This is a genomic window from Acinetobacter sp. BIGb0196 (assembly GCF_011759595.1).
In the GTDB taxonomy this organism is placed as follows: Bacteria; Pseudomonadota; Gammaproteobacteria; order Pseudomonadales; family Moraxellaceae; genus Acinetobacter; species Acinetobacter guillouiae.
The window spans coordinates 1,232,250-1,257,279 of the sequence record NZ_JAAOZA010000002.1 but is presented as its reverse complement, the minus strand read 5'-3'; the positions used below and the strand labels follow the sequence as shown (position 1 = coordinate 1,257,279).

22 protein-coding genes and 1 tRNA gene are annotated in these 25,030 nt (G+C 36.0%); 11 read left to right on the top strand and 12 right to left on the bottom strand.

Going from position 1 to position 25,030, the window contains the following annotated elements; translation table 11 throughout:
* Positions 1-11: 11 nt before the first annotated feature.
* On the bottom strand, positions 12-758 hold the full coding sequence (locus FHR28_RS18570) for a DUF4882 family protein (protein ID WP_216076341.1): 747 nt from the start codon (positions 756-758) through the stop codon (positions 12-14).
* A gap of 94 nt (positions 759-852) precedes the next feature.
* On the bottom strand, positions 853-1,695 hold the full coding sequence (locus FHR28_RS18565; protein ID WP_228722103.1) for an SDR family NAD(P)-dependent oxidoreductase: 843 nt from the start codon (positions 1,693-1,695) through the stop codon (positions 853-855).
* 155 nt (positions 1,696-1,850) lie between these two features.
* On the opposite strand from FHR28_RS18565, the gene FHR28_RS18560 reads away from it, so the two are divergent.
* The gene (locus FHR28_RS18560) at positions 1,851-2,459 is read left to right on the top strand and encodes a hypothetical protein (protein WP_166783254.1); all 609 of its coding nucleotides are present in this window, start codon (positions 1,851-1,853) and stop codon (positions 2,457-2,459) included.
* Positions 2,460-2,461: 2 nt separating this feature from the next.
* Here FHR28_RS18560 and FHR28_RS18555 read toward each other — a convergent pair whose 3' ends face one another.
* Complete coding sequence (locus FHR28_RS18555; protein WP_374759592.1) at positions 2,462-3,076, bottom strand: hypothetical protein; 615 nt, start codon at positions 3,074-3,076, stop codon at positions 2,462-2,464.
* Positions 3,077-3,315: 239 nt separating this feature from the next.
* Between FHR28_RS18555 and FHR28_RS18550 the strand changes: the two genes are divergently transcribed.
* The 4 genes from FHR28_RS18550 to FHR28_RS18535 all read left to right on the top strand — a co-directional run bounded on the left by FHR28_RS18550 (position 3,316) and on the right by FHR28_RS18535 (position 7,387).
* Positions 3,316-3,801, top strand: coding sequence for a hypothetical protein (locus tag FHR28_RS18550; RefSeq protein WP_166783252.1), 486 nt, complete (start codon positions 3,316-3,318; stop codon positions 3,799-3,801).
* Positions 3,802-4,120: 319 nt separating this feature from the next.
* On the top strand, positions 4,121-5,308 hold the full coding sequence (locus tag FHR28_RS18545; protein WP_166783251.1) for an ammonium transporter: 1,188 nt from the start codon (positions 4,121-4,123) through the stop codon (positions 5,306-5,308).
* Positions 5,309-5,610: 302 nt separating this feature from the next.
* Positions 5,611-6,285, top strand: coding sequence for a phosphatase PAP2 family protein (locus FHR28_RS18540; RefSeq protein WP_166783250.1), 675 nt, complete (start codon positions 5,611-5,613; stop codon positions 6,283-6,285).
* A 295-nt stretch (positions 6,286-6,580) separates the two neighbouring features.
* A complete protein-coding gene (locus tag FHR28_RS18535) occupies positions 6,581-7,387 on the top strand; it encodes a hypothetical protein (protein ID WP_004722609.1) in 807 nt (268 codons plus the stop codon).
* 28 nt (positions 7,388-7,415) lie between these two features.
* Here the strand turns inward: FHR28_RS18535 and FHR28_RS18530 are convergent, their stop codons facing one another.
* From FHR28_RS18530 to FHR28_RS18515, 4 genes are all read right to left on the bottom strand, one after another.
* A complete protein-coding gene (locus FHR28_RS18530; protein ID WP_004722611.1) occupies positions 7,416-8,753 on the bottom strand; it encodes an ATP-binding protein in 1,338 nt (445 codons plus the stop codon).
* Between the two features lies 1 nt (position 8,754).
* The gene (locus FHR28_RS18525) at positions 8,755-9,447 is read right to left on the bottom strand and encodes a DNA-binding response regulator PmrA (RefSeq protein WP_056514455.1); all 693 of its coding nucleotides are present in this window, start codon (positions 9,445-9,447) and stop codon (positions 8,755-8,757) included.
* A 17-nt stretch (positions 9,448-9,464) separates the two neighbouring features.
* On the bottom strand, positions 9,465-11,126 hold the full coding sequence (locus tag FHR28_RS18520) for a phosphoethanolamine transferase (protein WP_151956133.1): 1,662 nt from the start codon (positions 11,124-11,126) through the stop codon (positions 9,465-9,467).
* 582 nt (positions 11,127-11,708) lie between these two features.
* Positions 11,709-12,962 (bottom strand): MFS transporter, encoded by a 1,254-nt coding sequence (locus tag FHR28_RS18515; protein ID WP_166783249.1) that lies wholly within the window; start codon positions 12,960-12,962, stop codon positions 11,709-11,711.
* A 155-nt stretch (positions 12,963-13,117) separates the two neighbouring features.
* Here FHR28_RS18515 and FHR28_RS18510 point away from each other — a divergent pair, with 155 nt between their 5' ends.
* The 4 genes from FHR28_RS18510 to FHR28_RS18495 all read left to right on the top strand — a co-directional run bounded on the left by FHR28_RS18510 (position 13,118) and on the right by FHR28_RS18495 (position 16,200).
* Entirely contained in the window at positions 13,118-13,744 is a 627-nt protein-coding gene (locus tag FHR28_RS18510; RefSeq protein WP_166783248.1) for a 1-acyl-sn-glycerol-3-phosphate acyltransferase, read from the top strand.
* A 60-nt stretch (positions 13,745-13,804) separates the two neighbouring features.
* Entirely contained in the window at positions 13,805-14,722 is a 918-nt protein-coding gene (locus FHR28_RS18505) for a patatin-like phospholipase family protein (protein WP_056514468.1), read from the top strand.
* Positions 14,723-14,860: 138 nt separating this feature from the next.
* Positions 14,861-15,322: an NfeD family protein gene (locus FHR28_RS18500; RefSeq protein WP_004722621.1), complete on the top strand. Its 462-nt coding sequence runs from the start codon at positions 14,861-14,863 to the stop codon at positions 15,320-15,322.
* 26 nt (positions 15,323-15,348) lie between these two features.
* On the top strand, positions 15,349-16,200 hold the full coding sequence (locus FHR28_RS18495; RefSeq protein WP_004722624.1) for an SPFH domain-containing protein: 852 nt from the start codon (positions 15,349-15,351) through the stop codon (positions 16,198-16,200).
* Between the two features lie 519 nt (positions 16,201-16,719).
* Here the strand turns inward: FHR28_RS18495 and FHR28_RS18490 are convergent.
* From FHR28_RS18490 to prpF, 3 genes are all read right to left on the bottom strand, one after another.
* Positions 16,720-17,631 carry a polyprenyl synthetase family protein gene (locus FHR28_RS18490; protein WP_004722627.1) on the bottom strand — a complete coding sequence of 304 codons (912 nt, stop codon included), beginning with the start codon at positions 17,629-17,631 and terminating at the stop codon, positions 16,720-16,722.
* 148 nt (positions 17,632-17,779) lie between these two features.
* Positions 17,780-18,739, bottom strand: coding sequence for a diguanylate cyclase domain-containing protein (locus FHR28_RS18485; protein WP_166783247.1), 960 nt, complete (start codon positions 18,737-18,739; stop codon positions 17,780-17,782).
* A 258-nt stretch (positions 18,740-18,997) separates the two neighbouring features.
* Complete coding sequence (gene prpF / locus FHR28_RS18480; RefSeq protein WP_166783246.1) at positions 18,998-20,185, bottom strand: 2-methylaconitate cis-trans isomerase PrpF; 1,188 nt, start codon at positions 20,183-20,185, stop codon at positions 18,998-19,000.
* Between the two features lie 317 nt (positions 20,186-20,502).
* Between prpF and FHR28_RS18475 the strand changes: the two genes are divergently transcribed.
* Positions 20,503-21,873 carry an amino acid permease gene (locus FHR28_RS18475; protein ID WP_034616126.1) on the top strand — a complete coding sequence of 457 codons (1,371 nt, stop codon included), beginning with the start codon at positions 20,503-20,505 and terminating at the stop codon, positions 21,871-21,873.
* 72 nt (positions 21,874-21,945) lie between these two features.
* Positions 21,946-22,021: transfer RNA gene (locus FHR28_RS18470), tRNA-Arg, on the top strand.
* Between the two features lie 984 nt (positions 22,022-23,005).
* Here FHR28_RS18470 and FHR28_RS18465 read toward each other — a convergent pair.
* Together FHR28_RS18465 and FHR28_RS18460 are read right to left on the bottom strand one after the other, a co-directional pair.
* Positions 23,006-24,277, bottom strand: coding sequence for a hypothetical protein (locus FHR28_RS18465; RefSeq protein ID WP_166783245.1), 1,272 nt, complete (start codon positions 24,275-24,277; stop codon positions 23,006-23,008).
* 85 nt (positions 24,278-24,362) lie between these two features.
* On the bottom strand, positions 24,363-24,950 hold the full coding sequence (locus FHR28_RS18460) for a hypothetical protein (protein ID WP_166783244.1): 588 nt from the start codon (positions 24,948-24,950) through the stop codon (positions 24,363-24,365).
* Positions 24,951-25,030: the final 80 nt, after the last annotated feature.

The window sequence follows — 25,030 nt, the reverse complement described above, 5'->3', positions numbered from 1 at the left end:
TAAAGAATAATTCAAATTGTATTGCCACAAATATCAGTTGTACCTGTTGGATAAGACTGTGTCATTTTTGTAGCATCTGTAATTAATTCAATTGAAACCTCTTTTCCAATATTGGGGGAGTTGGGTGATATTCCATTTAAACCAGCAGCAATCATAAAAAATGAATTAATTACAGGTAAAGTGTAATTTGATAAGTAACCTTTATTCACGCCATTCACAATAAATCCTGCTTGTTTTGAAATTGGGTTTATATAAATGCCTATGTATTGATAGTCATTACTGTTGTTTGAAATATTTAATTCGACTAAAGAAGTATTCGCATTAGGATCGCTTATAGTAAATTTATTTACAGCACTATTTTCTGTTGATGCATTGGTATACCCAACATTACTTAAAAAGGTTGATTGACCGCCATTTTTCCCGATATGGGCTACAGGAAAAAATAATAATTGTTCTGTACTTAATAACTGATTTTTAGGAACTTTAAATTTATATTCATAAGCATAAATAGAGCTTGATGGTACAGTGATGCCGCTAGAATTGAGAGTAACATTATTATTTGTCGCTAAAAAATATTTCAATGTAGAAGTTGAAAAAATATTAAAGCCAACTTTTTGACCTGATCTATTTGGAAAAATTAAAGAACCTGGTTCTTCAGAATTCAATGTAGCTTGAGTCACATCTAAATCATAAGTACAAGCACTCCATCCACTCATACTTAGAAATCCTGTCAGTAATCCTATTATTAACTTTTTCATTATTGTTTTCTCGCCATTATCAATCTCAAATATAATATAAAAAGATGAATTCGTGTACAAAAACGGATAGAGGCAACTAAAGAATCAAAAATTCCTATTCCTTAAGCTGATCTAAAGCCGTCCCCTGTACCGGATTTCTTTTCCAATAATAAGGTTGGAAAAACCGAAGCAACAAACGCCATGGTGTCATCCAAACAATACGCGTATTGCTCTTTTTATTCTTGCTGATGCGTTCTGCTAAATAACCACACACTTGCTCAGGTGGATCAATCACAAACATAAATAACCATTTCATTTTATGCCAGTTTTTAACTTCACCTTGTTGCCAAGAAGAAATCAATAAATCCGTTGCCACCATTCCGGGGCTGAGTGTTCCAATCAAAATATTACTATTCTTGGTTTCTTTATTTAAAGCATGATTCAGATAAGCAACTGCTCGTTTACTGGTTGCATAAGGCGTCATCCCTGCACTCCACTCGCCACGACTGCCCCAACCTTCCATATTAAAAATTTGCCCAAAACCTTGCTGTATCATTCCTTTTAAAGCCACTTGCGAACCCAACATCGTACCAAGCACATTGGTTTTGATTACACTTTCTAAGTCTGAGCTAGCAATATCGGTAAATGCCCTTGCTGCATTACAGGTACCAGCATTGTTAATCCAAACATTGACCTGACCAAACTTTAAAACTGTTTCTTCCCATAAATTGTGTAAATCTTTATATTGAGCCACATCACAAGCCACCCCATAAATTCGATTTAGTGCATAGCGTTGCGCAAAGTCTGCAACAACTTGATTTAACTGCTCTGCATTTCGTGCCGAAATCATCACAGACCAACCTAACTTTAAGAAAGCTTCTGCCAAAGCAAAACCAATTCCACGCGTACCTCCTGTAATCACGACAGATGAAACTTGATCAGAATTTGATGTGTTCAAAATATTCCCCATTGTGGTGATGAATCAGTATGGACAGCAAACTGGCACGTGATAAAACCCACGACTATATCTCCAATTTAGGACATTGGGCATCAAAAAATCAATTTTTAAGATAGAATCTCCCGCATTCAAAATTATTGAATAATTCATATTCTATGAAAAACAAAATTTTATTATGCATCACCCTTATTTTTCTCATTGGCTATCATGAGAAACCCAGCACCTCAACTGAAAGTGAGCCAACCAAACAAGAAACGCCACAACATGTTCAAACCAAAGCAGAACCTATTGTGATTCCTGCTCAGCCAGAGCCAGACCACCTCGTCAATAATCCAACACAGCTCCCTCAAGGTTATTTAGTTGATACGACATATCTCAAAAAGCCATTGCTCATCGATTTTGATGGAGATGGAAAACTAGATGCTTTCCAAGTCTTAAAGAATCCCAATAAAAAAGGCATGAAATATCTGTTTGAATTCCGTATTTCGGACAGTGATAAAGTTTATTACTATCAAAATAATGAAGAAGATGATGATTTAGATATTTTTGCTAAGTTCGAAGTCGCACCTAAAACAAATATTTATGTCGATGAAGAATATCGCTTTGGAGAAAATGGCGATATTATTGCTAACGAACAGATTGATCCTAAACATTATTTAAAGTTTAACGGTGATGGTGTTTCAGTCAATGTCCTCGAAGAAACCTGTGCTGCATCTGCCTTTTTCTTAACAGATGACAAAATTAAACGGATTTATCTTTGTTAAATCTATTTTTCATCCGCAAAAATTGCATTTGCACCAATGACTTTAGAAATCTTCACTTGGTCTTGCTTTAATAAAGCATAGATTTTCGCTTTAAGTGTTTCATTGGTAAAAGTCCCGTTTAAATTCAGCAAAATGGGTTCATCACTCAATGAACCTTTGCCGTGATACTCTTGATTAATATCGTTGGTGGTTGCCTGATTGACCACTACAAAATGCCCCGCAATACCAGCCGCTTGACTACAAGCTAAACTCTGTGGCGACCAATCCCCTACTTTGATCTCAGGTTTTAAAGCATAGCCTTTGCTAGCTAATATTTTCTTCTGCTGTGTTGTTGCCATGGGAAAACTCAGTGTCTTTTGCTGACCTTTCCAGTTTACCGTTAATTGACTGGATAAACATGATGCTCGAAAAGAACCCGCACTACCTAACTCTGTATCCTCATTAGAATCATCACATTGTGAAATAACTTGAAAAGTTGCTTCTCCACACTGCAACAGTTTAGATTTATAGATTTTATATTGGTGGGGCTGCGCACTCACTGCTTCAGTAAAAAGACAGAAACCAAAGAACGCCATCAAATACACTAAAAAATTGGAATATGTTTTAGACACCATCATTTTTATACACTTCATTGATCGTTTAATCGCAAATTGATTTTATATTAAACATTTATTTACAACTCATTAAATCACACAATAATACACCAACCATTTGAAATTTATAATGATATAAGTTAAATAGCCCTAAGATACAGCTTAAACCAGAAGATGAATACAATAGCATGACAACAAAAGCTTGATAAAAATACATATTTTTAAAATAATGTTAATTCAATCACAAAATAATCGATATGATGATGAAAAATATAATAATATTCAGCAGTGGTGTTTTATCACTATTTTTAGCTTCACATAATTATGCCGCGGCTCCGCAAGTCCCTGAGGAAACGGCAACACAAATTTTTAAAAGCGCAAAGTTTCAAAAAACCAATCTTGGCTGGGAAAGCCGCTGTAGCCTTGGCAATATCTCCTATTATGGTGATCTCAATAAAGATGGTCGTCCTGATGCCGTTGTAGTCGATGGTGGTGTCAGTTGCTACGCAAACACAGGAATTGGATTTTATATTGTTACCCAACAGACCAATAAACAATGGGTGAGAATATTTAACAGTCATGGGACGCCTGAATTTCTATCTACTTTAGGAAAACATGGTTGGCCAGATATTGCCATCAATGACTCAACTAAATGCTTTGCTGTGTATAGATGGAACGGTCAAAAATTTCAAAGAAACCGTTTCGAATACAAAAATCAAGTTTGCAGTCTGGGTGTTTCCAAAAATTGATCATTAAGTTATTTTTTAATTTTAGTTAAAACATTTTATCGGTTTATTTTTAGATTAAAATTTGACTGCCTGGGTTTAAGGTGAAACACAACAAATAAAAATCAATAATTATCAGTATCTTAAAAATAAGCCAGAATATCTTATTGCATCAAGTTAGTGCATAAATTCCAATATAGTGCATACTTTTGCTTTATATCGAGTCTTAATAATATTTTGAAATTGTTGATCTATTTTTTCATACAGCCAAACGCTTCACGGATTCAAATCGTTGGTTATACTTGAACCAATTTGTGACAAATAGCACCAAAAAGAATCGTATATGCAAAACGTTGATCTACTCTTTCTCTTGCTTGGCGCAGTGCTTGTACTCGCTATGCATGCTGGCTTTGCTTTTTTAGAGCTGGGAACAGTTCGCCATAAAAATCAAGTCAATGCACTCAGTAAAATCATTACTGATTTTTCAATCTCAGCAATCGCCTACTTCTTTGTTGGCTATTATATTGCCTATGGACAACACTTTTTCCATACAGGCGCTACGCTTTCAACTGAGCATGGCTACAATTTGATGCGTTGTTTTTTCCTTTTGACCTTTGCTGCAGCAATTCCCGCCATTGTTTCTGGCGGCATTGCAGAACGTGCCAAAATGCGTTCTCAAGCCATTGCAACTCTGTTTATAGTAGCGCTGGTTTATCCTTTTTTTGAAGGGATCGCGTGGAATGGCAATCTCGGCCTACAAAAATGGTTAACGGATACGTTTGGTGCAAGCTTCCATGATTTTGCTGGCTCTGTAGTGGTCCATGCGATGGGTGGTTGGATTGCGCTTGCAGCAGTGTTACTACTCGGTGCACGTCATGGGCGCTATAAAAAAGATGGTCGCGTTAGTGCGCATCCACCCTCTTCTATTCCTTTCTTAGCGCTCGGTTCTTGGATCTTAATTGTTGGCTGGTTTGGCTTTAATGTCATGAGTGCTCAACGCTTAGATGCAATCTCAGGTTTAGTTGCAATGAACTCACTCATGGCAATGGTAGGCGGCACGCTTTCTGCAAATTTCTTTGGAAAAGAAGATCCTGGCTTTTTACATAATGGCCCCTTAGCAGGCTTAGTGGCAATCTGTGCAGGTTCTGATGTTGTTCATCCAATTGGCGCTTTATTTATTGGTATCTGTGCAGGTTTTCTGTTTGTTAAACTGTTCACATACACACAAAATAAACTCAAGATTGATGATGTACTTGGGGTTTGGCCATTACATGGCGTTTGTGGTGCATTTGGTGGTATTGCTGTGGGCATATTTGGTCAGCAGTGGTTGGGGGGAATCGGCGGAGTATCCTTGATGTCTCAGCTTATTGGTACCTCACTTGCCATTTTACTGGCTTTAGCAGGTGGGTTTGCCGTATACGGCATACTTAAAGCCACTATGGGTATTCGTTTAACACAAGAAGAAGAGTTTCGTGGTGCGGATTTATCCATTCATAAAATTTCTGCAAATTCTGAAGATGCAATGTTTTAATCGTTTCTAATACCATGTTTTAATTTTATACATTTTTACGCTATAAAAAAGCGGCTTTTCAGCCGCTTTTTTATTGTATCTAAATGACAATAAAATAATTTCCGCAATACAATTTTAAAATAGAATAGTTAGCCCTTAAAATAAAGATTCAAAACACTGATCTTGAAATAATCATAGATATTTTAATTTTTATATTGCCACTCAATAATAAGACTGCTCATTATTTAATAATTAAGTCTAATTTAAGTTTATTTTTTTCTAATAAGCGCAGATTAAAATGATTAAATTGAGTGACTCATCTCATGCCGTATTCCGACTCAAATAAATTTTTCCTAAAAAATAGTTTATTGCTTGGGATACTATTTTTAATACTGTTCTTTGTATTTCCTGTTGGTGGTGCAATCGATATGTATTTTATCCAACCTTGGATAGATAGCACTGGTCATTTCCCACTCAAAAACAATTGGTTTCTCATTGAAATTAATCACAAGTTGCTTAAACATATCGTCATTGCCTTTTATATTGCGGTATTCATTTCATGGATTGCTTCTTTTAAAGTTGCGAAATTAAAAGCGTATCAATGGCAATTGGGCTATTTATTTATTGTTAGTGTTTTATCCACTGCACTGATTGGCATTTTAAAATCCCACTCAGCCCATGCCTGCCCTTGGTCTATGACTGAGCAAACTGCTCTAGGCTATGTTTGGGATTTTTCTGCAAGCAATGGACGTTGCTTTCCTGGTGGCCATGCCAGCACAGGTTTTTCACTGCTTACAGGTTTTTTTGTATTTAGACGATCAAATTCTAAAGTTGCTTATTTTTTCTTAGTCTTAGGCCTAGCACTTGGTTTGATTACAGGTTGGGGGCAAATCATGCGTGGTGCACATTTTCTTAGCCATAACCTTTGGACAGGCTGGATTATTTTTACATTTAATGTAATTGTGTATCGTATCTTTTATAAAAAATTTAGCAGATAACGATCCTAAACTCTAAACGATATATTGCACAACATTATTTTATTATAAATGCATCTCTAAAAATACATCAGATATTTAAAAACGAATTACTCATTATTCTCACTTATTTGATCGCTTATCTCTTTTCATTCCAATCTAAAAGCTAAATGAAGTGATGCATAGCTATATTTATCACTCAAAGAATTACATTTTTGTCATAATTTAAATATTAAATTATTAAATCAATCTTAATTTTTACAAATTATTATATTTTGTTTATACTTGAGCTAATTTAGTAATCTTATACGTGCAAAATATGAGTAATTTTTCTAAATTCCTCCGCAATTCACTTAAAATTCAAGACCAAAATATTCAGTCTTATCAATTGGATGATGGCAAAGTGTGGCTTAAAAAAGCCTCTGAACGCCACTCGGCTTGGATTTATGTCCCATTAAAATGGGTTGCACGTATACTCAATATTGAAGCGCTAACACCTATTCCAAATTATGGTGGAAGCAAATCGATTTATTGTGAAGTTCATCGTCTGACAGAATTAAACTCATTAGGTATTCCAACGCCACAAATTTTAGCCAATTGTTCACAAGGTCTATTGATTGAAGATGCTGCTGATCATGGTGAAGATGTGATGCAACTCGATCAAGCATTGGCACAAATGGAAGGAAATACGGCAAAAAAACTAGAGTTTTATCGTGAAGCAATCTTTGCAATTCAAGCTGTCCATCACAAAGATAGTTATTTGAGTGAAGCCTTTGCACGAAATATTTTAGTCAATAAGGACAAAGCATTTACTTTTATTGACTTTGAAACTGATCCTGGGGAAGTACTGGACTTAGAAACCTGTCAAATTAGAGATTGGTTATGTTTTATTTTCTCAACGTCATTTCGTTTTAATGATGATGAGCTTGCTCAAGCTTGCGATATTTTTATTGGAGAAATTTATCCAAGTAAATCAAAATACAACGAAATTTGCCGTATTGGAAATAAACTCAACTGGGTCGCAAACTTTAATTTGGGTAAACTTGGCAGTGATGGTCGTAGGATGCAAAAATGTTTAGAATTTTTCCAATATATGAAGAAAAATGAACCACTTCCATTAATGTAGAAATAGGATCATTTATTTTCCAATCATTTTACTTCTCAGTTTTGATATCACACTGAATCGGGATTTTGACCAAGACACTGAGTCCGCCCAACTCCTCACTACGGGATAAAGACAATTCACCACCTAAATGTTGAATGGCTTTATCCACGATTGACAATCCCAAACCACTGCCCACTTCCAAGTGATGATGTACACGATAAAAACGTTTTAAGACTTTATCGTACATCTCTGGATCAATTCCTAAACCACTGTCCTCAATCAAAACATACGCAGAATCATGAATATCTTCAAATACCGAGATATTAATCATGCCTGAGACAGGGGTATATTTTATTGCGTTATCAATCAAATTAAAAATGATTGAATGAAGACTATGTTCTACACTTTTTAAAATCACTGTTTCATTACGGACAAAGCCAAGATCGATATCTTTTTCCATTGCGAGATTCATCAACTGTTCTACACAATTGAGTGCCACATCATTTAGCTTAAATTGAGTCACTTGAACTTCATGACTCAATGAGGAATCTTGCTTTGCCAAAGCAAGCAGTTGCGTGACCAAATGCTGCATCCGAGCCAAACCTTTGCTTAAATTTTTTAGATTTTCCTCTTCAGGAAACTGGCTCATCAAAATTTTCGTTTGTAGATTCAATGCAGTGATGGGTGTACGTAACTCATGTGCAGCGTCTGCCACAAATTGGCGCTGTTCTTGTTGAGCAACAGAAATTCGCTCAAACAAATGATTCATTTCATGGATCGTCGGCAGTAATTCTTCTGGATAGTGAGCATTTTGAATTGCCACCAATGAATTTGAATCACGTTTTGCCAGTTCGGATTTAAAGTCTTCAAGCGGTTTCAAACTGCGACGAATAATATAAACCAAGCCCAACAAAGCAAATGGAATGATCAGTAAATATGGAAGAAACATACTGCCTGCAAGCTCTAAAGCCAAATGCTCTCTGACTTTTTCTTGCTGGCTGATTTGAATCTGATAATTAGCTGTGGGTAAGATATAAGTAATCCAAGTGCCATGCGTTGTATCTTGGCTATAAAAACCAGCCTTTTGTTTAGGTTCAACAATGACATGATGTGGCGTATTTTGCGTTTGACTAGGATCAGCATATGCCCAAACATCTATAAATAAATCTTCTTCATGATAGCGTTTGTGTATATCAAAATGACTTTGAATGGGCCTTGGATTTAACTCCACCCGTTCGGCCAGATAAACCATTTGTGCATCTAAAATTTCGTTGATCTCTTCTAAAGAAATTTTATAAGCGGAAAAAACCAACACGCAACCAAGTAAAATACTAAAAATAGAGGTATAACGAATTAAACGCTTTCTTAAGGAAAATGCTGTTTCCATATCATTCCGCTTTTTGTGGTTGCCCCAAACGATAACCTAACCCACGAATTGTACGAATAATATCTTTACCCAATTTCGATCGGATATGATGCACATAGACTTCAATTGTATTACTGTTGATTTCACTATCAAAAGCATACAATTTATCTTCTAAATTAGATTTAGAAAATATTTTATTGGGATGGGTCATTAACGGAATAAGAATCGCCCATTCACGATTTGAAAGCTCCACCGTTTCACCTTTTAGTGTTGCAATATGCTGTTCAACATCTAAAACAATTTCACCATTTTTTAGCAGATTTGAAGCACTTCCAGTTACTTCTTTCGCTGTATCACCTGTACGACGTAATAACGCATGGATACGAGCCACCAGTTCATCGAACTCATAAGGCTTAATCAAATAATCATCTGCGCCTTGATTTAAGCCTTCAACACGATTTTGTAATTGATCACGTGCTGAAATAATCAGTACTGGTAAACTAGAACGTTGACGAATTTGCTTTAAGACCTGCATTCCATCCATCATGGGCAAGCCTAAATCCAGTAAGACCAAATCAAATTGTTTCTCTGAAATAAGCTTAAGGCCATCTAAACCATTATTCACCCATTCCACATCAAAGCCTTGATATTTCAATAATGTTTTAGATGATTCTGCAATCATAAAATCATCTTCTATCATCAAAATTTTGGTCATGGTTTATATCCTTTCAATCAGCTTTGTACAGCACATTGGTGCAACATATTATTTTTTTGATCTATGACTTGAGTTTGGACATTTAACAAACTCAAAAGACTTGGAAATAAATTATCTTGACTCAATGTTGCCTGTTTTTGTTGATTTAAACAATTGATTTGTTTTGCTGCTACAGATTTCCATGCATCTGAAAACCACATCACCATAGGTACATGGGTTTGTTGAGTAGGTGCAATCGCATAAGGTGCGCCATGTAAATACATACCACGTTCACCTGTAGACTCGCCATGGTCAGATAAATACCAAAAACCTGTGCGATAATTTTCTTGCTGTTTTAAAGTTTCAATCAATTGATTTAGAATATGATCTGTATAGACAATCGAGTTATCATAAGTATTAATCAATTCAGTCGATGAACAACCTTGTATCGCATTGGTTTCACATGTCGGTTTGAAATTTTTAAATTCATTTGGTGCACGTTTATAATAAGCAGGTCCATGACTTCCCATTTGATGTAATACAATCAAATGCGCTTGCTTGTCATCTTTTGGCAATTGACTTAAATATAGGTTTAAGCTATCTACCAAAATACCATCTTGACATTCGCCACCTTGACACCATTTTTTCTCTAAATCTTGAGGGATAACAAATTTTTCAACACGATCACAAGTGCCCTTGCATCCTGAATTATTATCAATCCATGTCACCTTATAACCTGCACGTTGTGCAATATCCAGTAAACCTTCTCGATGACTGGCAAGTTGCTCATCATAATCTTTACGCGGCATACCTGAGAACATACAAGGCACTGAAACTGCGGTTGCTGTACCGCAAGAACTGACTTGAGAAAAATTAATTAATCCCGCCTGCTTAGACAATTCAGGATTGGTATTTTTTGCATAACCATTTAAAGAGAAACTTTCTGCACGTGCAGTTTCACCGACCACCAAAACCATCAGTTTAGGTTTATGTTGTAATGCAACATCTTCGACTAAATGCGCATCTTCACCATAACGAATCAAGGGTAGATTTTTTTTCGGTGCTTTTTTATGAAAATAAGAAAGTGTTGAAGCCACTGCATTTTGCGGAGAAATCATGCCTTTTAAATCACGATGTTCACGAAATATAGCGGCATAATCCACATAGAATACAAATAATAATGCGGCAATTACAGCGAAAGAGCCCGCAATATTTAGGCTTTTAAATAACAGTATTTTGCCAATTTTTTCTGGTTTAATTCTTACCCAAAGAATAATGATGATGGGTAAAACAACAAATCCCAGTGTCCAAATAAAAAATTGTAAAGAAAGTAAGTCTGACACTTCACTAGGATCTGTTTGTACCATATTTTGAATTTGATCAGGCGAAATCACCACGCCCAATGAATTGACAAAATAAGCACTAAATCCACCAATGAAGACCAAGATAATTGCAAAAAATTTTGCTGTCCATTTCCAGTCTAAAATTTGTAATAACAGATTATATAAAGCAACCAGCACAAAACCTGTCGCGATCAGAAAAAGTTGTGCTTTAACCCCCTGATAAGGCGTTAGAGACTGGACTTTATTTAAAAAACTAAAATTCAGACACAAGCCTAACCACACTGCGACAATAAAATTAAAAGCAGTTAGGGAAATTGAGACTTCACGTCGTTTTATACGCTGTATTAAGTTAGACATTACTTTGGCAATACTCTTTTCAATAGTGTTAAGTTAAAAAATGAAGCTTAAACTGAACTTAAAAAGCACTTTCCCAAGCATATTGCGCCACTGATCCTATTTGTAATTACCTTAATATTTCTCATAATCTGAGAAATTTAAAATCAAATAAAAAAACTATAAAAAATTTAGTATTATTTTATAGCTTGTAGATTTTAATCCTGCTTAATCGATCCACAGTAATTTTTTGAGTTAATTATTGGGAGCTGAAATTACTTTAAATCCAATAAATGAGATAATACACGAATAGATTTCTACACATTTAAAAATGACGAAAAAGTAATTTTTATTTTCCATTCAATGCAAAACACATCAATATTTAATTAAAAAATAAAGGTAAAATCACATTAAATCAAAGATATTTATATATAAATTAAATTTTATTAACCACGCAATTTATTTTATGATTTTATAATATATTATTAGTTTAATGATACCTAAGAAAAATTATTTAATCTATTTAATTCAATCAAAAAACGACTAATCATAGCGTTATATACTAAATACTCACCTTGCATATTATAAAAATTTAAGCTCATAATATTATGAATAACGTATCTTTTTAACCCAATATATAATCGGGATGAGACAAAAAATGCCTATCACCAAAATCAAACTTAAATAATTAAAATATCCCAATTGATCGCCAATCATGCCACTTAATGTATACAACAACCCGCTGACTGTTGCCATAATAGAGACCTGAAAAGTAAAATCTGTACCTGCATGTTCTTGACGGCTATATTGCATCACTAAAGTTAAGATTATGACTAAAAGCATTGCAGCAAACAGATCTTCTAAAGCATTAATCAAATAAATTAACCACGGTGCTACAAAGTGCGATTGTTCATATTGAGCTGCTAACCACACGAACCCTGCTAAACTGATCAATTTCAAAATAGAAAACAGGATTAAGGCTTGGTGACGCTGTAGTTTTTTTAGCATTAAACTGGCCAAGCCTGCACCCAATAGTGCAGAAAATGCCCCCAACATAGTGATATAAATGCCGATTTGGGAAAGACTCAACTGTAGATCAACCAACAAAGGTTTGGTAATTGGACCTGTAAAGCCATCCGTTATTTTGATGGTACAAAGCACAAAGAACCATGCTCTTAGTTTTTTATTGACAAAGAAATAAGTTAAATAGGTTTTAAATTTTTCAATAAAATGCTGTGCAACGTCATCCTGTAAATGTGCTAAAGCAGTCTTTTTTAAGTGCTTAGGTTCTTGATAAAACCAAATAGGAATTGTATTTAAAGCCACAATTCCTGCCAAAATCAAAAACGTACTTTGCCAGCTTAGCCAGTCCATTGCCCATAGGATTGCCCCGCCCCCAATAATAAATCCTAAACGAGAGCCAATGACTTGAATCATATTCCCAATATGTTGCTGATCCCCTTTTAAAATACTAACGGCTAAGCCATCCGTTGCAATATCTTGGGTTGCACCAATACTGTTCATACAGAGCAAAGCCATAAAAAACAATAATAAATAGATCGGTTCATTCAGGGATTGAATTGGTAAAAAAGATAAAATGGTTAGGATAGCAATGGTTAAAACTTGGGTTGGAATAATCCAACTTCGATAATGCCCTTTGGAACCATGTCCAAAACTGTCCACAAAAGGCGCCCATAAAATTTTAATTGCCCAAGGCGCCATGAGTAATCCAAAGCCGCCGATATGCGCCAAAGACACGCCTTGTGAGCGTAAAATCACTGGTAAGGCATGGGTCATAAAACCTACAGGTAAACCCTGCGCCCAATACAGTGAAAATAACAACAAATAAGTATGTCGCATGCAATCTAAACTCGAACGATGTCAATATAAATGGGCCTAACTTGATCTTGTGTGTATTGCTTTAATCTACAAATTTTGTAATATTTACATTTTGCAGATAGTCACTATTAAGCAAAAAACTAAAATCAATACAAGAGCAGTCATATAAAAATACAATGTCACAAAACTTTCCGATCATACCAGATCAAGTACCCCAACGTGGTACCAGCACCAGCCGTAATATCTTTAAAAACCTTTACTTAGTTCAAGGCTGGGGATTTGAGGGTGAATTTCCCAACTTACCTAAAGCCGTGGTATTTATTGCACCACACACCTCGAATTATGATGGTCTATATGCTTTCCTCGCCATGTTAGGTATTGGTGTTAAAGTCACAATTTTTGGAAAAGATAGCCTGTTTAAGCCACCTCTCAAAGCACTTTTTGAGTGGATTGGTGTCATTCCCGTACAGCGTGATTCACCGCATGGACTCACCCAACAGATTGTTAAAGTTATACAACAACAAGATAAAATTTGGATTGCCATTGCACCTGAAGGTACACGAAAAAAAGCTGAAAAAATTAAAAGTGGTTTTTATCACATTGCAATGGGCGCCAATATACCGATTGCAATTTTTTCACTCGATTACGAGAAAAAGCGAATTCACTGTTTAGGTACATTGCAACCCACAGGAGATTATGAGCAAGATTTAGCAGAAATTTTATCGCGTTTTAAAGGTAGCTTTTCACCTAAACGACCTAAATTATTATCGATTCCTTTACAAAAACTATTGAAAAATGGCTAGAAAAAATAGAGACAATCTGTTCAGATGTGCAACATATATTTTGATCAAAAGTAATACCCCATGCGTTTTAAACAACTTGGTTTTATAGGCTTATTGGGTCTAGCCCTTGTTGGCTGTGACAAAACAACCAAAACTCCAACTCAGACCACTGCGATTAAAGCACGTGAGCCTGTTATTGCCATTGCTTTAGGTGGCGGTGGTGCAAAAGGTTTCGCTCATATTGGTGTGCTCAAGGTTTTAGAATCTCATGGGATCAAACCTAAAATTGTGACTGGAACCAGTGCAGGAAGTTTTGTCGGCAGTATCTATGCCAGTGGTAAAACACCTTATCAAATGCAGCAGATCGCACAGCAATTGAAAGAATCTGATTTGCGTGATTTGACTTTAAATAGCCAAGGTATTGTTCTTGGTCAAAAACTACAAGATTATGTCAATCGCAATGTTGCGAATAAACCGATTGAGCAATTTCCAATCCGTTTTGCAGCAGTTGCCACACGTTTAGACAATGGTAAAAAAGCAGAATTTATTAAAGGTAATGCAGGGCAAGCAGTTCGCGCTTCTTGTAGTATCCCCAATGTTTTTGTGCCGGCAACCATTGGTAATACAAAATATGTTGATGGCGGTTTAGTTAGCCCAATTCCGGTTCAGACTGCACGTGATATGGGTGCAGATATCGTAATTGCGGTCGATATTTCTGCACGTCCAAGTGGTAGCCAACCTATGAATATGTGGGGCTTATTGGACCAAACCATTAACATCATGGGGCAACAAAGTATTAACAATGAGTTGGCTCAGGCTAATATCGTGATTCAACCTAAAGTTGGACACTTAGGTACGCTTGATCTTAAGTCCAGTAACCAAGCAATTTTAGAAGGTGAAAAAGCAGCCCAAGGCAAAATCATCGCCATTCAAACTGCAATCACTAACTTTAAAAAATCACCTGCTGCATTAAAGCCTGCGCCTCGGGCAAAATTCTAATATCGCAATGGCGTTCATATAATCAAGAATGATTGAAAACGAGAATAATCACGTTTTTATATGCAGCACTAAAATGATCTGCTACATTGATATGGATGATCCGTCATCTATATCAATGATAATCACTAGAGTAGATGTATGAACTTTATTTTTGAACCGTGGCATTGGTTTGTACTTGGCATATTGCTGATCCTATCCGAACTTGTATTACCAGCGTTTGCTGCTTTATGGTTTGGTATTGCTGCAGTTGTGGTCAGTATTTTGTTGTGGTTATTCCCAAGTATGAGTTTCACCCTGCAAGTCGTATGCTGGATTATCTTATCCATCATTTGCACTGTGGCTTGGTTTAAATTCATTAAACCTCTATCTGTAGATAAAACCAAAGCTGGGCTTTCTCGTGAAGCAACCATTGGTCAAACGGGTATGGTCATTCAAACTGGGCTTAGCCATGATCAAATTCGTGTTCGTTTTCCAATGCCTGTTTTGGGTTCTGATGAATGGAATTGCCGTACTTTATCGCCTGTACAAGTAGGTGACCGTGTACGAGTAACTGATATTTTAGGTAATGATTTAGTGGTAAAACTACATTCATCATCTTAATAATGAAGAATAAAGAGGAAAATTAAATGGGTTTTGGTTCTATTGTTGTTTTAGTCTTATTTCTATTTGTCGCTGTGACCATTTTCAAAGGCGTGCGTATTGTTCCTCAAGGTTATAAATGGATCGTACAACGCTTAGGTAAATATCACACCACACTTAGTCCGGGTTTAAACTTCGTCATTCCGTATGTGGATGAAGTGGCTTACAAAGTCACCACCAAAGATATTGTTCTAGATATCCCATCACAAGAAGTCATCACCCGTGATAACGCGGTATTAGTGATGAATGCTGTGGCTTATATCAATTTAACCACACCAGAAAAAGCCGTGTATGGTATTGAAAACTACACTTGGGCAATTCAAAACTTGGTGCAAACTTCACTTCGTTCAATCGTTGGTGAAATGGATCTAGATGATGCATTGTCATCACGTGATCATATCAAAGCAAAATTAAAAGCAGCGATCTCTGATGATATCTCAGACTGGGGTATCACACTAAAAACTGTGGAAATTCAAGATATTCAACCATCGCACACGATGCAATCAGCGATGGAAGCCCAAGCTGCTGCAGAACGTCAACGTCGTGCAACAGTGACCAAGGCAGATGGTGAAAAACAAGCGGCGATTTTAGAAGCAGATGGACGTTTAGAGGCCTCTCGCCGTGATGCGGAAGCTCAGGTTGTATTGGCTGAATCTTCTCAGCGTGCCATTGAAATGGTGACCTCTGCTGTGGGTGATAAAGAAATCCCTGTTGCCTACTTACTCGGTGAGCAATATGTCAAAGCAATGCAAGACATGGCCAAATCGAATAATGCCAAAACTGTTGTACTCCCAGCAGATATTATGAATACTATTCGTGGTGTGATGGGTAGAAACTAATTTAGCGCGGTAAAAATCGTTAAAAAATAGGCAGCCGATGGGTTGCCTATTTTTTAACGTGAAAAATGTCGCTTAAGTTTTAAGGTTGAACAATTGATCCATATTTTTTCGTTATCTATAGTTAAATTTCGCGTTACTTAAAATCCTCTCTTTGCATCTGCATTCGAGATTTAAAGATCAATATTAAAATGAAATTACATAAAATACAGATAGATGAAGACTTTGAAGATGATGGGCTTTGCTCTATTACGTTTTGGTTCGAGGATGCCCCGAGATATATAACCCTATGTCGGGATGAACTAGCGTGTCCAAGCAGTATTTACATTGAGTATACTGATCAAATATATGGATTTGAAACCAGAGACATCGAATATTCATTTGAGAACGGACGATTAACCCTAAAGCTGTTGGTTAATTCGTTCAGATGGAATAATTCCAGTGATGTTGAAATTTATATCCCTGAGGCAGAAATTGACTCAGTGACATCCATCATGGAAAAAATATTTGATCTCAATTAAATTAGCTTTTTCTTGCCAACAAAAATTGCGAAATTTGATTCAATTCCTGTGCATCCTCGCCAAAATACGCTAAAGCTTTAAATGCCTGGTCATGTAATTGTTGCGCATAAATTTTGGCATTTTCTAAGCCCATTAAGGCAGGATAGGTCGACTTATCTACTTGTTGATCTTTGCCCGCAGTTTTGCCCAAAGATTCAGTGTCAGACACCACATCTAAAATATCATCTTGTACTTGAAATGCTAAACCAATCGCTTGACCATATTGACGCAATTGTGGAATCGCTTGATCTGTACCGGCAAAAATTGTCACGGCAGACAGCATAATTGCAGCTTGGATTAAAGCCCCTGTTTTATTGCGATGGATATTTTCTAACTGTGCTTGATCGACATGTTTGCCTTCAGCCTGTAAATCCAAAACCTGACCACATACCATTTTTGAACTTGCTGTGGCTAAGATTTGCATTTGTTTAAGAATAATGCCCTGTTCAACAGCTTGACCTTGATCAAATAGACGGCTTCCTAATACCTCAAATGCCATCGATTGCAAAATATCACCAGCTAATAGCGCTGTATCTTCACCAAAAGCCACATGACAAGTTGGCTGTCCGCGACGTAACAAGTCATTGTCCATACATGGCAAGTCATCATGTGCCAATGAATAGCAATGAATAAACTCAATCGCAACCGCAGCTCTACGCACGGCTGCAAAATTCGGATTATTTTGTTTTAAATGTGCAGTTGCATAACTTAAAGCCGGTCTAACTCGTTTTCCACCTAACATCACCGTATGATGCACTGCAGATTTTAATGGTTCTGGCAATGAAAAAGCATCTAAAGCAGCTTGTAAATCTTGCTGAATTTGCACTTGCGCTCGTTTTAAAATTTCTGCATTTACATTGGGAATAGAAGTCACATCTGCCTCGGTTTGTACGAATCGCTAAAACTAAAATCAGCAGTTTTAGATAAATTGGTAAATTTGGTGAGTCAGAACATTCTACTATGAGTCACTATAATTCTCATCCTTTAATTCCAATGCAATCATTTGAATAAGTGCAAAGCATTTATAATTCGTTTTTTAATAGAAACAGCGAGTTTCGGCCCTTTTCTTTGGCAGAACGTACTGCAAACTCTAATTTTTGTAAGACATCCACCTCAGTCGGCTTATTGTGTGGATCTAAATGATAGATTCCTATAGATGCAGTAAGATATTCATTATTACTACCAAACAATATCTTTTCATTGGTGACTGCAAATTTAAGTCGTTCTGCAAGTGTCACCACTGCCCACTCAGTAAGATGTTCAATCACAATAACAAAACTTGCTGAATTTAAACGAAAAATTTCAGCTTCTTCAGTTTGCGCAATCGCTTCATTTAATACAGAACCGAGTTGTATTAAGACCTCATCACCTGCAGTATAGCTATTGAGTTGATTAAATCGCTTAAAGTTATCTAAATCAATTTTAAGAAATGACAAATGCGAGTCACAACTGTTTTGCCAGATTTTATTTAAATAATGCTCAAAAGCAAAAGCGTTCTGTAAACCTGTGACAAAATCTAAATAGAGATGGTCATGCAATTTTTTATTATTTTGCAAAAGTACATTTTCACGGCGCTTCAAACGCGTTATATCCGAGCAAACAACTACAACTGTTTCAATCTCATCATATTGATTACGTATTGCTTTAAAATATGAAAGATAAAATTTTCCTTTGACATAAAATTCTTGCTCAAAATAATTTTTATTTTTTGAGAAATAACGCATTGCTTCAGTGAAATGAGCATAAACAACGGTCGAAAATGTATTGAGTAACTTATCAAACAAGTAAAGCGCGTCACTTTCATAAATATCAGCAAATTTTTGATTTACCCCTAAAAACCGCGCTTCCTGATCAAATAAAGCGATGGGTAAAGGAATTTGTGAAATAAAAGAAACCAGATGCAATTTGTCAATATCTTTTAAATATTCAAAAACTTTGATGTCTTCAAGGCTATCTCGTAGTTTTTTAGACTCTTGTTCCATACGCCACCTCGAAGCCAATAAATTTTTAATCTATTGAAATCAGCATTTAATGTATTAATTTTTTACAACAGCAAATCATCAGAATTGCTATCACATAAAGTAAGTATGATAAAATACTGTAACTATTTTGCCATACACAATACAAAATTAGTACTTTTATTGATATAAATCACAAAAAAATAAACCTTGCGAATGCAAGGCTATTAAAATTTCAACGATCAAATCTCTCAAATGCTATTTGAAAGCACATCAAAAAGATTAAAAACTATCTGCTGGCACTCGAACCCAGCCCTCCATCAATACACGCGCACTACGACTCATGATGGCTTTCTTAACAACCCATTGTCCTGTTTCATTTAAAGCTTGTGCACCCACGCGAAGTGTTCCAGATGGATGACCAAAGCGTACCGCCTCACGTTCACCACCTCCAGCAGCCAAATTCACCAAGGTATTTGGAATTGCTGCCGCTGTACCAATCGCGACCGCAGCTGTTCCCATCATGGCATGATGTAATTTACCCATCGATAACGCGCGCACCAATAAATCTGTATCGGTTTCACCCACCTGTTTACCACTAGACGCGGTATAGCTTTTAGGTTGCGATACAAATGCCACTTTCGGAGTATGTTGACGATTAACCGCTTCACTAATGTCTTGGATTAAACCCATTTTTACCGCACCATAAGCACGGATTTTTTCAAAACGCGCTAATGCAGCTATATCACTGTTGATATCGTCTTGTAATTCAGTTCCGTTGTATCCAATCTCTTCGGCATTTAAGAAAATTGTAGGAATACCAGCATTGATCAAAGTTGCTTGAAATGTACCAATTTCAGGAACCTCTAAGCTGTCTACAACATTTCCTGTTGGGAACATTGCTCCACCATCTTCCCCATCATCGGCAGGATCTAAAAATTCAATTTGAACTTCTGCTGCTGGAAAAGTGACACCATCCAATTCAAAATCACCAGTTTCTTGAACTTGTCCCTGAGTAATAGGCACATGGGCAATAATTGTTTTATGAATATTGGCTTGCCAAATACGAACTGTACAAATACCATTTTCTGGAATCCGATCAGCTGCAACCAAACCATTACTGATTGCAAATGAACCGACAGCAGCTGTTAAATTACCGCAGTTGCCGCTCCAATCTACAAATGCTTTATCGATAGACACTTGCCCAAACAGATAGTCAACATCATGATTTGGTTGTGAACTCTTTGCTAAAATAACTGTTTTACTGGTACTTGAAGTCGCCCCGCCCATCCCATCAATCTGTTTTCCATACGGATCTGGACTACCAATCACACGGAGTAATAACTGATCACGTGATTGCCCCGCTATTTGTGCACGTTCAGGCAAATCATCGAGTTTAAAGAAGACACCTTTACTGGTACCACCACGCATATAGGTTGCTGGGATTTTGATTTGTGGTGCAGCGCTCATTTTATCGTATTCCTTTCAATTCTCTTTGTTGTCTAAAATAATGAATCTTCATTCAGTTTTATACTACCCTTTTTTTGAGTAAAATACTGACGGATTGACTTAAGTATTAAATAAATCTTGTCATAAAGCTTAAATATTAAACAGATTCAGTTTGCTTTGAAAATTTAAAATTAATCTTATTTCATTGAAAATGAATAAAAAAATTAAATATATTATTTTTTGACTTCACAGTTCCTTTCCATACATCTATCGCATACTAGGCTAAAAGTAACCAATCTATTACAATAATTAAATTCGCATAAATAGAGTTGTACACATTGAGCAACGAGTCTACACAATTACAGCGTGGGCTTAAGAATCGTCATATCCAATTGATTGCCATGGGCGGTGCAATTGGTACAGGATTATTCTTAGGTTCAGCACATGTGATCGAAAAAGCTGGGCCATCCATTATTTTGGGTTATGCCATTGGTGGTTTGATCGTTTTTTTAATTATGCGTCAGCTTGGGGAAATGATAGTACATGAACCCGTAGCTGGTTCTTTTAGCCATTTTGCCAATAAATATTGGGGTAAATTTCCTGGTTTTTTAACCGGTTGGAACTATTGGATGCTGTACATCCTAGTTGCAATGACAGAATTAACTGCGGTTGGCAAATACATCAATTATTGGTGGCCTGAAATTCCAAACTGGGTATCTGTACTGTTTTTCTTTGTTGTGATTACACTGGTCAACCTAGGAAATGTGAAGTTTTACGGTGAATCAGAATTTTGGTTATCCATCATTAAAGTCACTGCTATTGTTGCAATGATTGTATTTGGTATTTATTTGGTTCTGACCGCAGATGTAAGTTCAGGAATTGCTTTTTCAAACTTATGGTCTCATGGTGGCTTTTTTCCAAATGGATTTGACGGCTTATTTTATATGCTGGCTTTCCTTATGTTTGGTTTTGGCGGTATTGAATTAGTTGGTATGGCTGCGGCTGAAGCCAAAGACCCAGAAAAAACCATTCCTAAAGCGATTAATCAAGTTGTGCCACGTATCCTTATTTTTTACGTAGGTTCGATGATTATTCTGTTGTCTTTGGTGCCTTGGAACCAGTTGAATTTTGGTGGTTTAGATAAAAGTCCATTCGTAATGGTCTTTAGTATGATTGGGATTGCATGGGCAGCTCATCTGGTTAACTTTATTATCTTAACTGCGGCATTATCTGTTTATAACAGTGGGATGTATGCCAATAGCCGTATGCTTTATGGTTTAGCAAAACAAGGCAATGCACCTAAAATTTTTACCAAAACCAATAAACATGGTGTACCAATTCCATCTGTATTACTTTCTGCATTTTTAATTTTAGGTTGTGTACCTTTAAATTATTATTTACCAGAAGATGCTTTAAGTCATTTGATGTATGTGGTGGTTGGCGCTTTAGTTTTAAACTGGTTAATGATTACACTCACTCATTTAAAGTTTAAGCGTGCTCTACGTTTGACCAATCAAACCAGTAAGTACCCTGCACTTTGGGCACCTGTTAGTAATTTTGTAGTGATTATTTTTATTGGTATCGTTTTATATATCATGTGGGATCAAGGATTTAAAGAATCCGTGTTGATGATTCCTGTATGGATTACCCTGATGTTAGTCCTGTTTGATATTTTAAATCCAAATGAAATAAAGACTGAAGAAAAATAAATCTAACCCAAAGCTATTATTTCGATAATAGCTTTTTTTTCATATGCATATACGGTAAATTATTTACTTATTGTGCCCTTAGCTTAACTGGATAGAGCAGTTGCCTCCTAAGCGACAGACGTGGGTTCAAGTCCCGCAGGGCGCACCAAATTATTAAACCCACACTCACTAATACAATATAAAAATTAAATACTTACACCAAAATCTCAAATCCTTACAACCTTATACAACTTGCTATAACCTCAAATAATGAGTACCTAGACCGATTCTATCTGCATTAGGTACCCATTATGGCTAAATTAGTCAAACCACTCACTGACCCTCAGTGTGCATCTGCAAAACCTCAAAGCAGGCTGAATACAACAAGAGAGTTTGTATTTTGTTGAGAGTAGCCCCTTAATTGGGGCTTTATTCATGGAGTTTAAATAAGCTGCCTAGACGGTAGTGAACTAACTACCCTTTCATACCACTTTCCCTAAAGTTTTCTAAGCTACCTAGACGGCAGTGAACTAGAGGGTACGAATTACACCCCAGCTTATGATTTTCTAAGCTGCCTATATGGCAGTGAACTCAGTTGTGTTCGTTACAATGTTTTGAGTGTTTTTCTAAGCTGCCTATACGGCAGTGAACAGACTCTTTTCATACCACATGTTTCCCTCGGATTTCTAAGCTGCCTGTATGGCAGTGAACAACTACAAGCAAGTTAAAGATGGCTACGCATGCTTCTAAGCTGCCTATATGGCAGTGAACCTACAGCGCGGCACGTGTGGGCGTTTATCATATTTCTAAACCACCTGTTCCTAGATAGTTTTGATAGATATATTCCATATACGCCAAAGAAACATAAGATTGTACAAATCATTAATTTAAGAGTCATTTTGTTTCTTTAATCAAAAGTACATTCTTCTCAACCTAAGCTCATCACCTAAAATATTTAGATTTATTGCTTTAGATTCAAAAAATGGCTTGGCTTTACCTTTAAGAGATGAAATTCTAGGTTTTAAAGACAAAAAAAGGAGGTCTAACAGGAAAACCTCCAATTATTTAATACTCAGTTAATAATTCACTCTTATGCACTCAAGGAAGTATTTCTGCTTATCGCGATGCTTATGATAATGTAAAAACATGTTATTCAATTCAAGATAACGAATACTCTGAATATGGCAAAGAGTTCACAAAATCTGATACACCTATGAGTATTAATTAACCAAACCATCAGTCCCTTTGAATTTCTTGTCATTTGCAGATTAACAGCATCTTGCTCTTTTCGTATTGCTTTTGCGGTCATCATAGCATCACCGCCAGTTACATGAATATCTGTTTTTTGATTGATATTTACATTTCGATTAAATGATTGACTATTAGAAAAGTTAGGGACTACAGACTTAATATTGTTCGGAACTTCGGCATTTTGGGCCATTTTAGAAATTTTTTCTTTCATGTCAGTTGGCACACTAGTGATAGGTTTCTTAAAATATGTTTTCTGATGCGCTCTAAAAGATGGATTTAAAACCATCTCACCTTTTTCGATTATATCATTATGGTTAGAATCCCAAACTGGATTTAAATCATAAGTTGGTGTCCCTTTTTTATATCCATAACCAGTTACAGCAGTATATGTATCTGCCACATCTCGCATTTTCTTACCATCAAAACCACGTTCTCTAAAATAGCGTTCAACATATTTCATTTGCTCTGTAAAAGATAATGAAGCAAAAGAATCTCTAGACATACCATAGTATTTTCCTTTTGTTCCTCCTGATCCTTTCATGAATTGGATTAAACCAGTTGCTGATGATTTTTTATTTTTAATACTTGGGCTAAATGTTCCTGAAGTCTCAAAAGAAATAACAGCTGCTAGATCATTAGGATCTACACCAATTCGCTTAGCAACATCCGCAATAGCTATTGCTTTTTCAGGAGTGAAATTCTTGCTATTAATGCTTGGACTCCAAGATTGGTTTGCAGTCGTCTTAGCATTAACATCTTCCGCTACAACATTCGCCATTCCAACAATTCTATTCACTCCAACTAAAGCCGTTTGTTGAAGCGTTTGGGTTGATTGTTGTTTAGTATTACCTGTACTGGCTTTTTCAGCATCAAGTGCTGTTTGAGCTTCTTTATTGCCAATAAAAGCTAGACCCTTTGCGACAGTGCGACCAAGCTTGATTCCTAAAGTTTCATCACCTATCTTTTTACCTAAAATAAAGTCTGTGGCTTTTTGTTGTAGATCTTTTAGCGTATTACCAAGTTCTTTAATCTTACTAATTGCAGTTTCAATACCACTAGCCCACTTCTCCCAATCAAGAAGCGATTCCCCCCTACGTTTCCATGTTTGATAGTCATCCCAAAGCAAAGCAATCGCAGCCGCTAATGCTAAGACAATACCAATCGGTGATGCCAAAAAGACTAAACGCAAGACTTTGAAAATATTGAGTAGCCCCGAAACAGGGCTATATTTTGGTTATAATAGATTACGAAAATAGGATTTAATATATTGTTTTCTTTACAATACTTGCAATACTCTTATCCATGAAGAAAATCACAAAAGTTATAACTATATAGCCAAGCCCCATAAAGAAAAAGAACCCAATTAAACCACTAGCCCACATCTTCAAAACAAAGCCAATGTAAAAAAAACCAATTACTAATATCGCCGTGATAAAAAACATTAACGAACTTATCGAAGACGTGATAGATGTCACAGCCTTTGATATATATACTTTAAGGTCATTTCTATTAGTTTTTTTGCGTTTCATCAAATATATTAAGAAAAATTGAAGTAAATATGGAACAGCCAAAAATATTAAAATCAAAATATTGCTTGGTATGAAGGCATTAAAGAAATCTAGAACACTTCCTAACCCTTCAATCAAGCTAGTATCAGTACCATGAGTCTGATTTAAATAACTTACATCAGAGTCAGAAATTGTTTGATTTTTCTTTAAAAAATTATTATAAAACAAAGTTATACTTGCTCCACAATAATATGTGAAAATTAAAAATGCAGCAACATAAGCAATATATGTAAGTAAATAAATACAAGCCTCTTCGAAAACTAATCTTGGATTTTCCACTCTATTTCTCTTGTTTTTGTAGATATGTATAAAAAGTGAAGAAAGCTAACCCTTTGTAGAATTATGAATTTAGACATTCT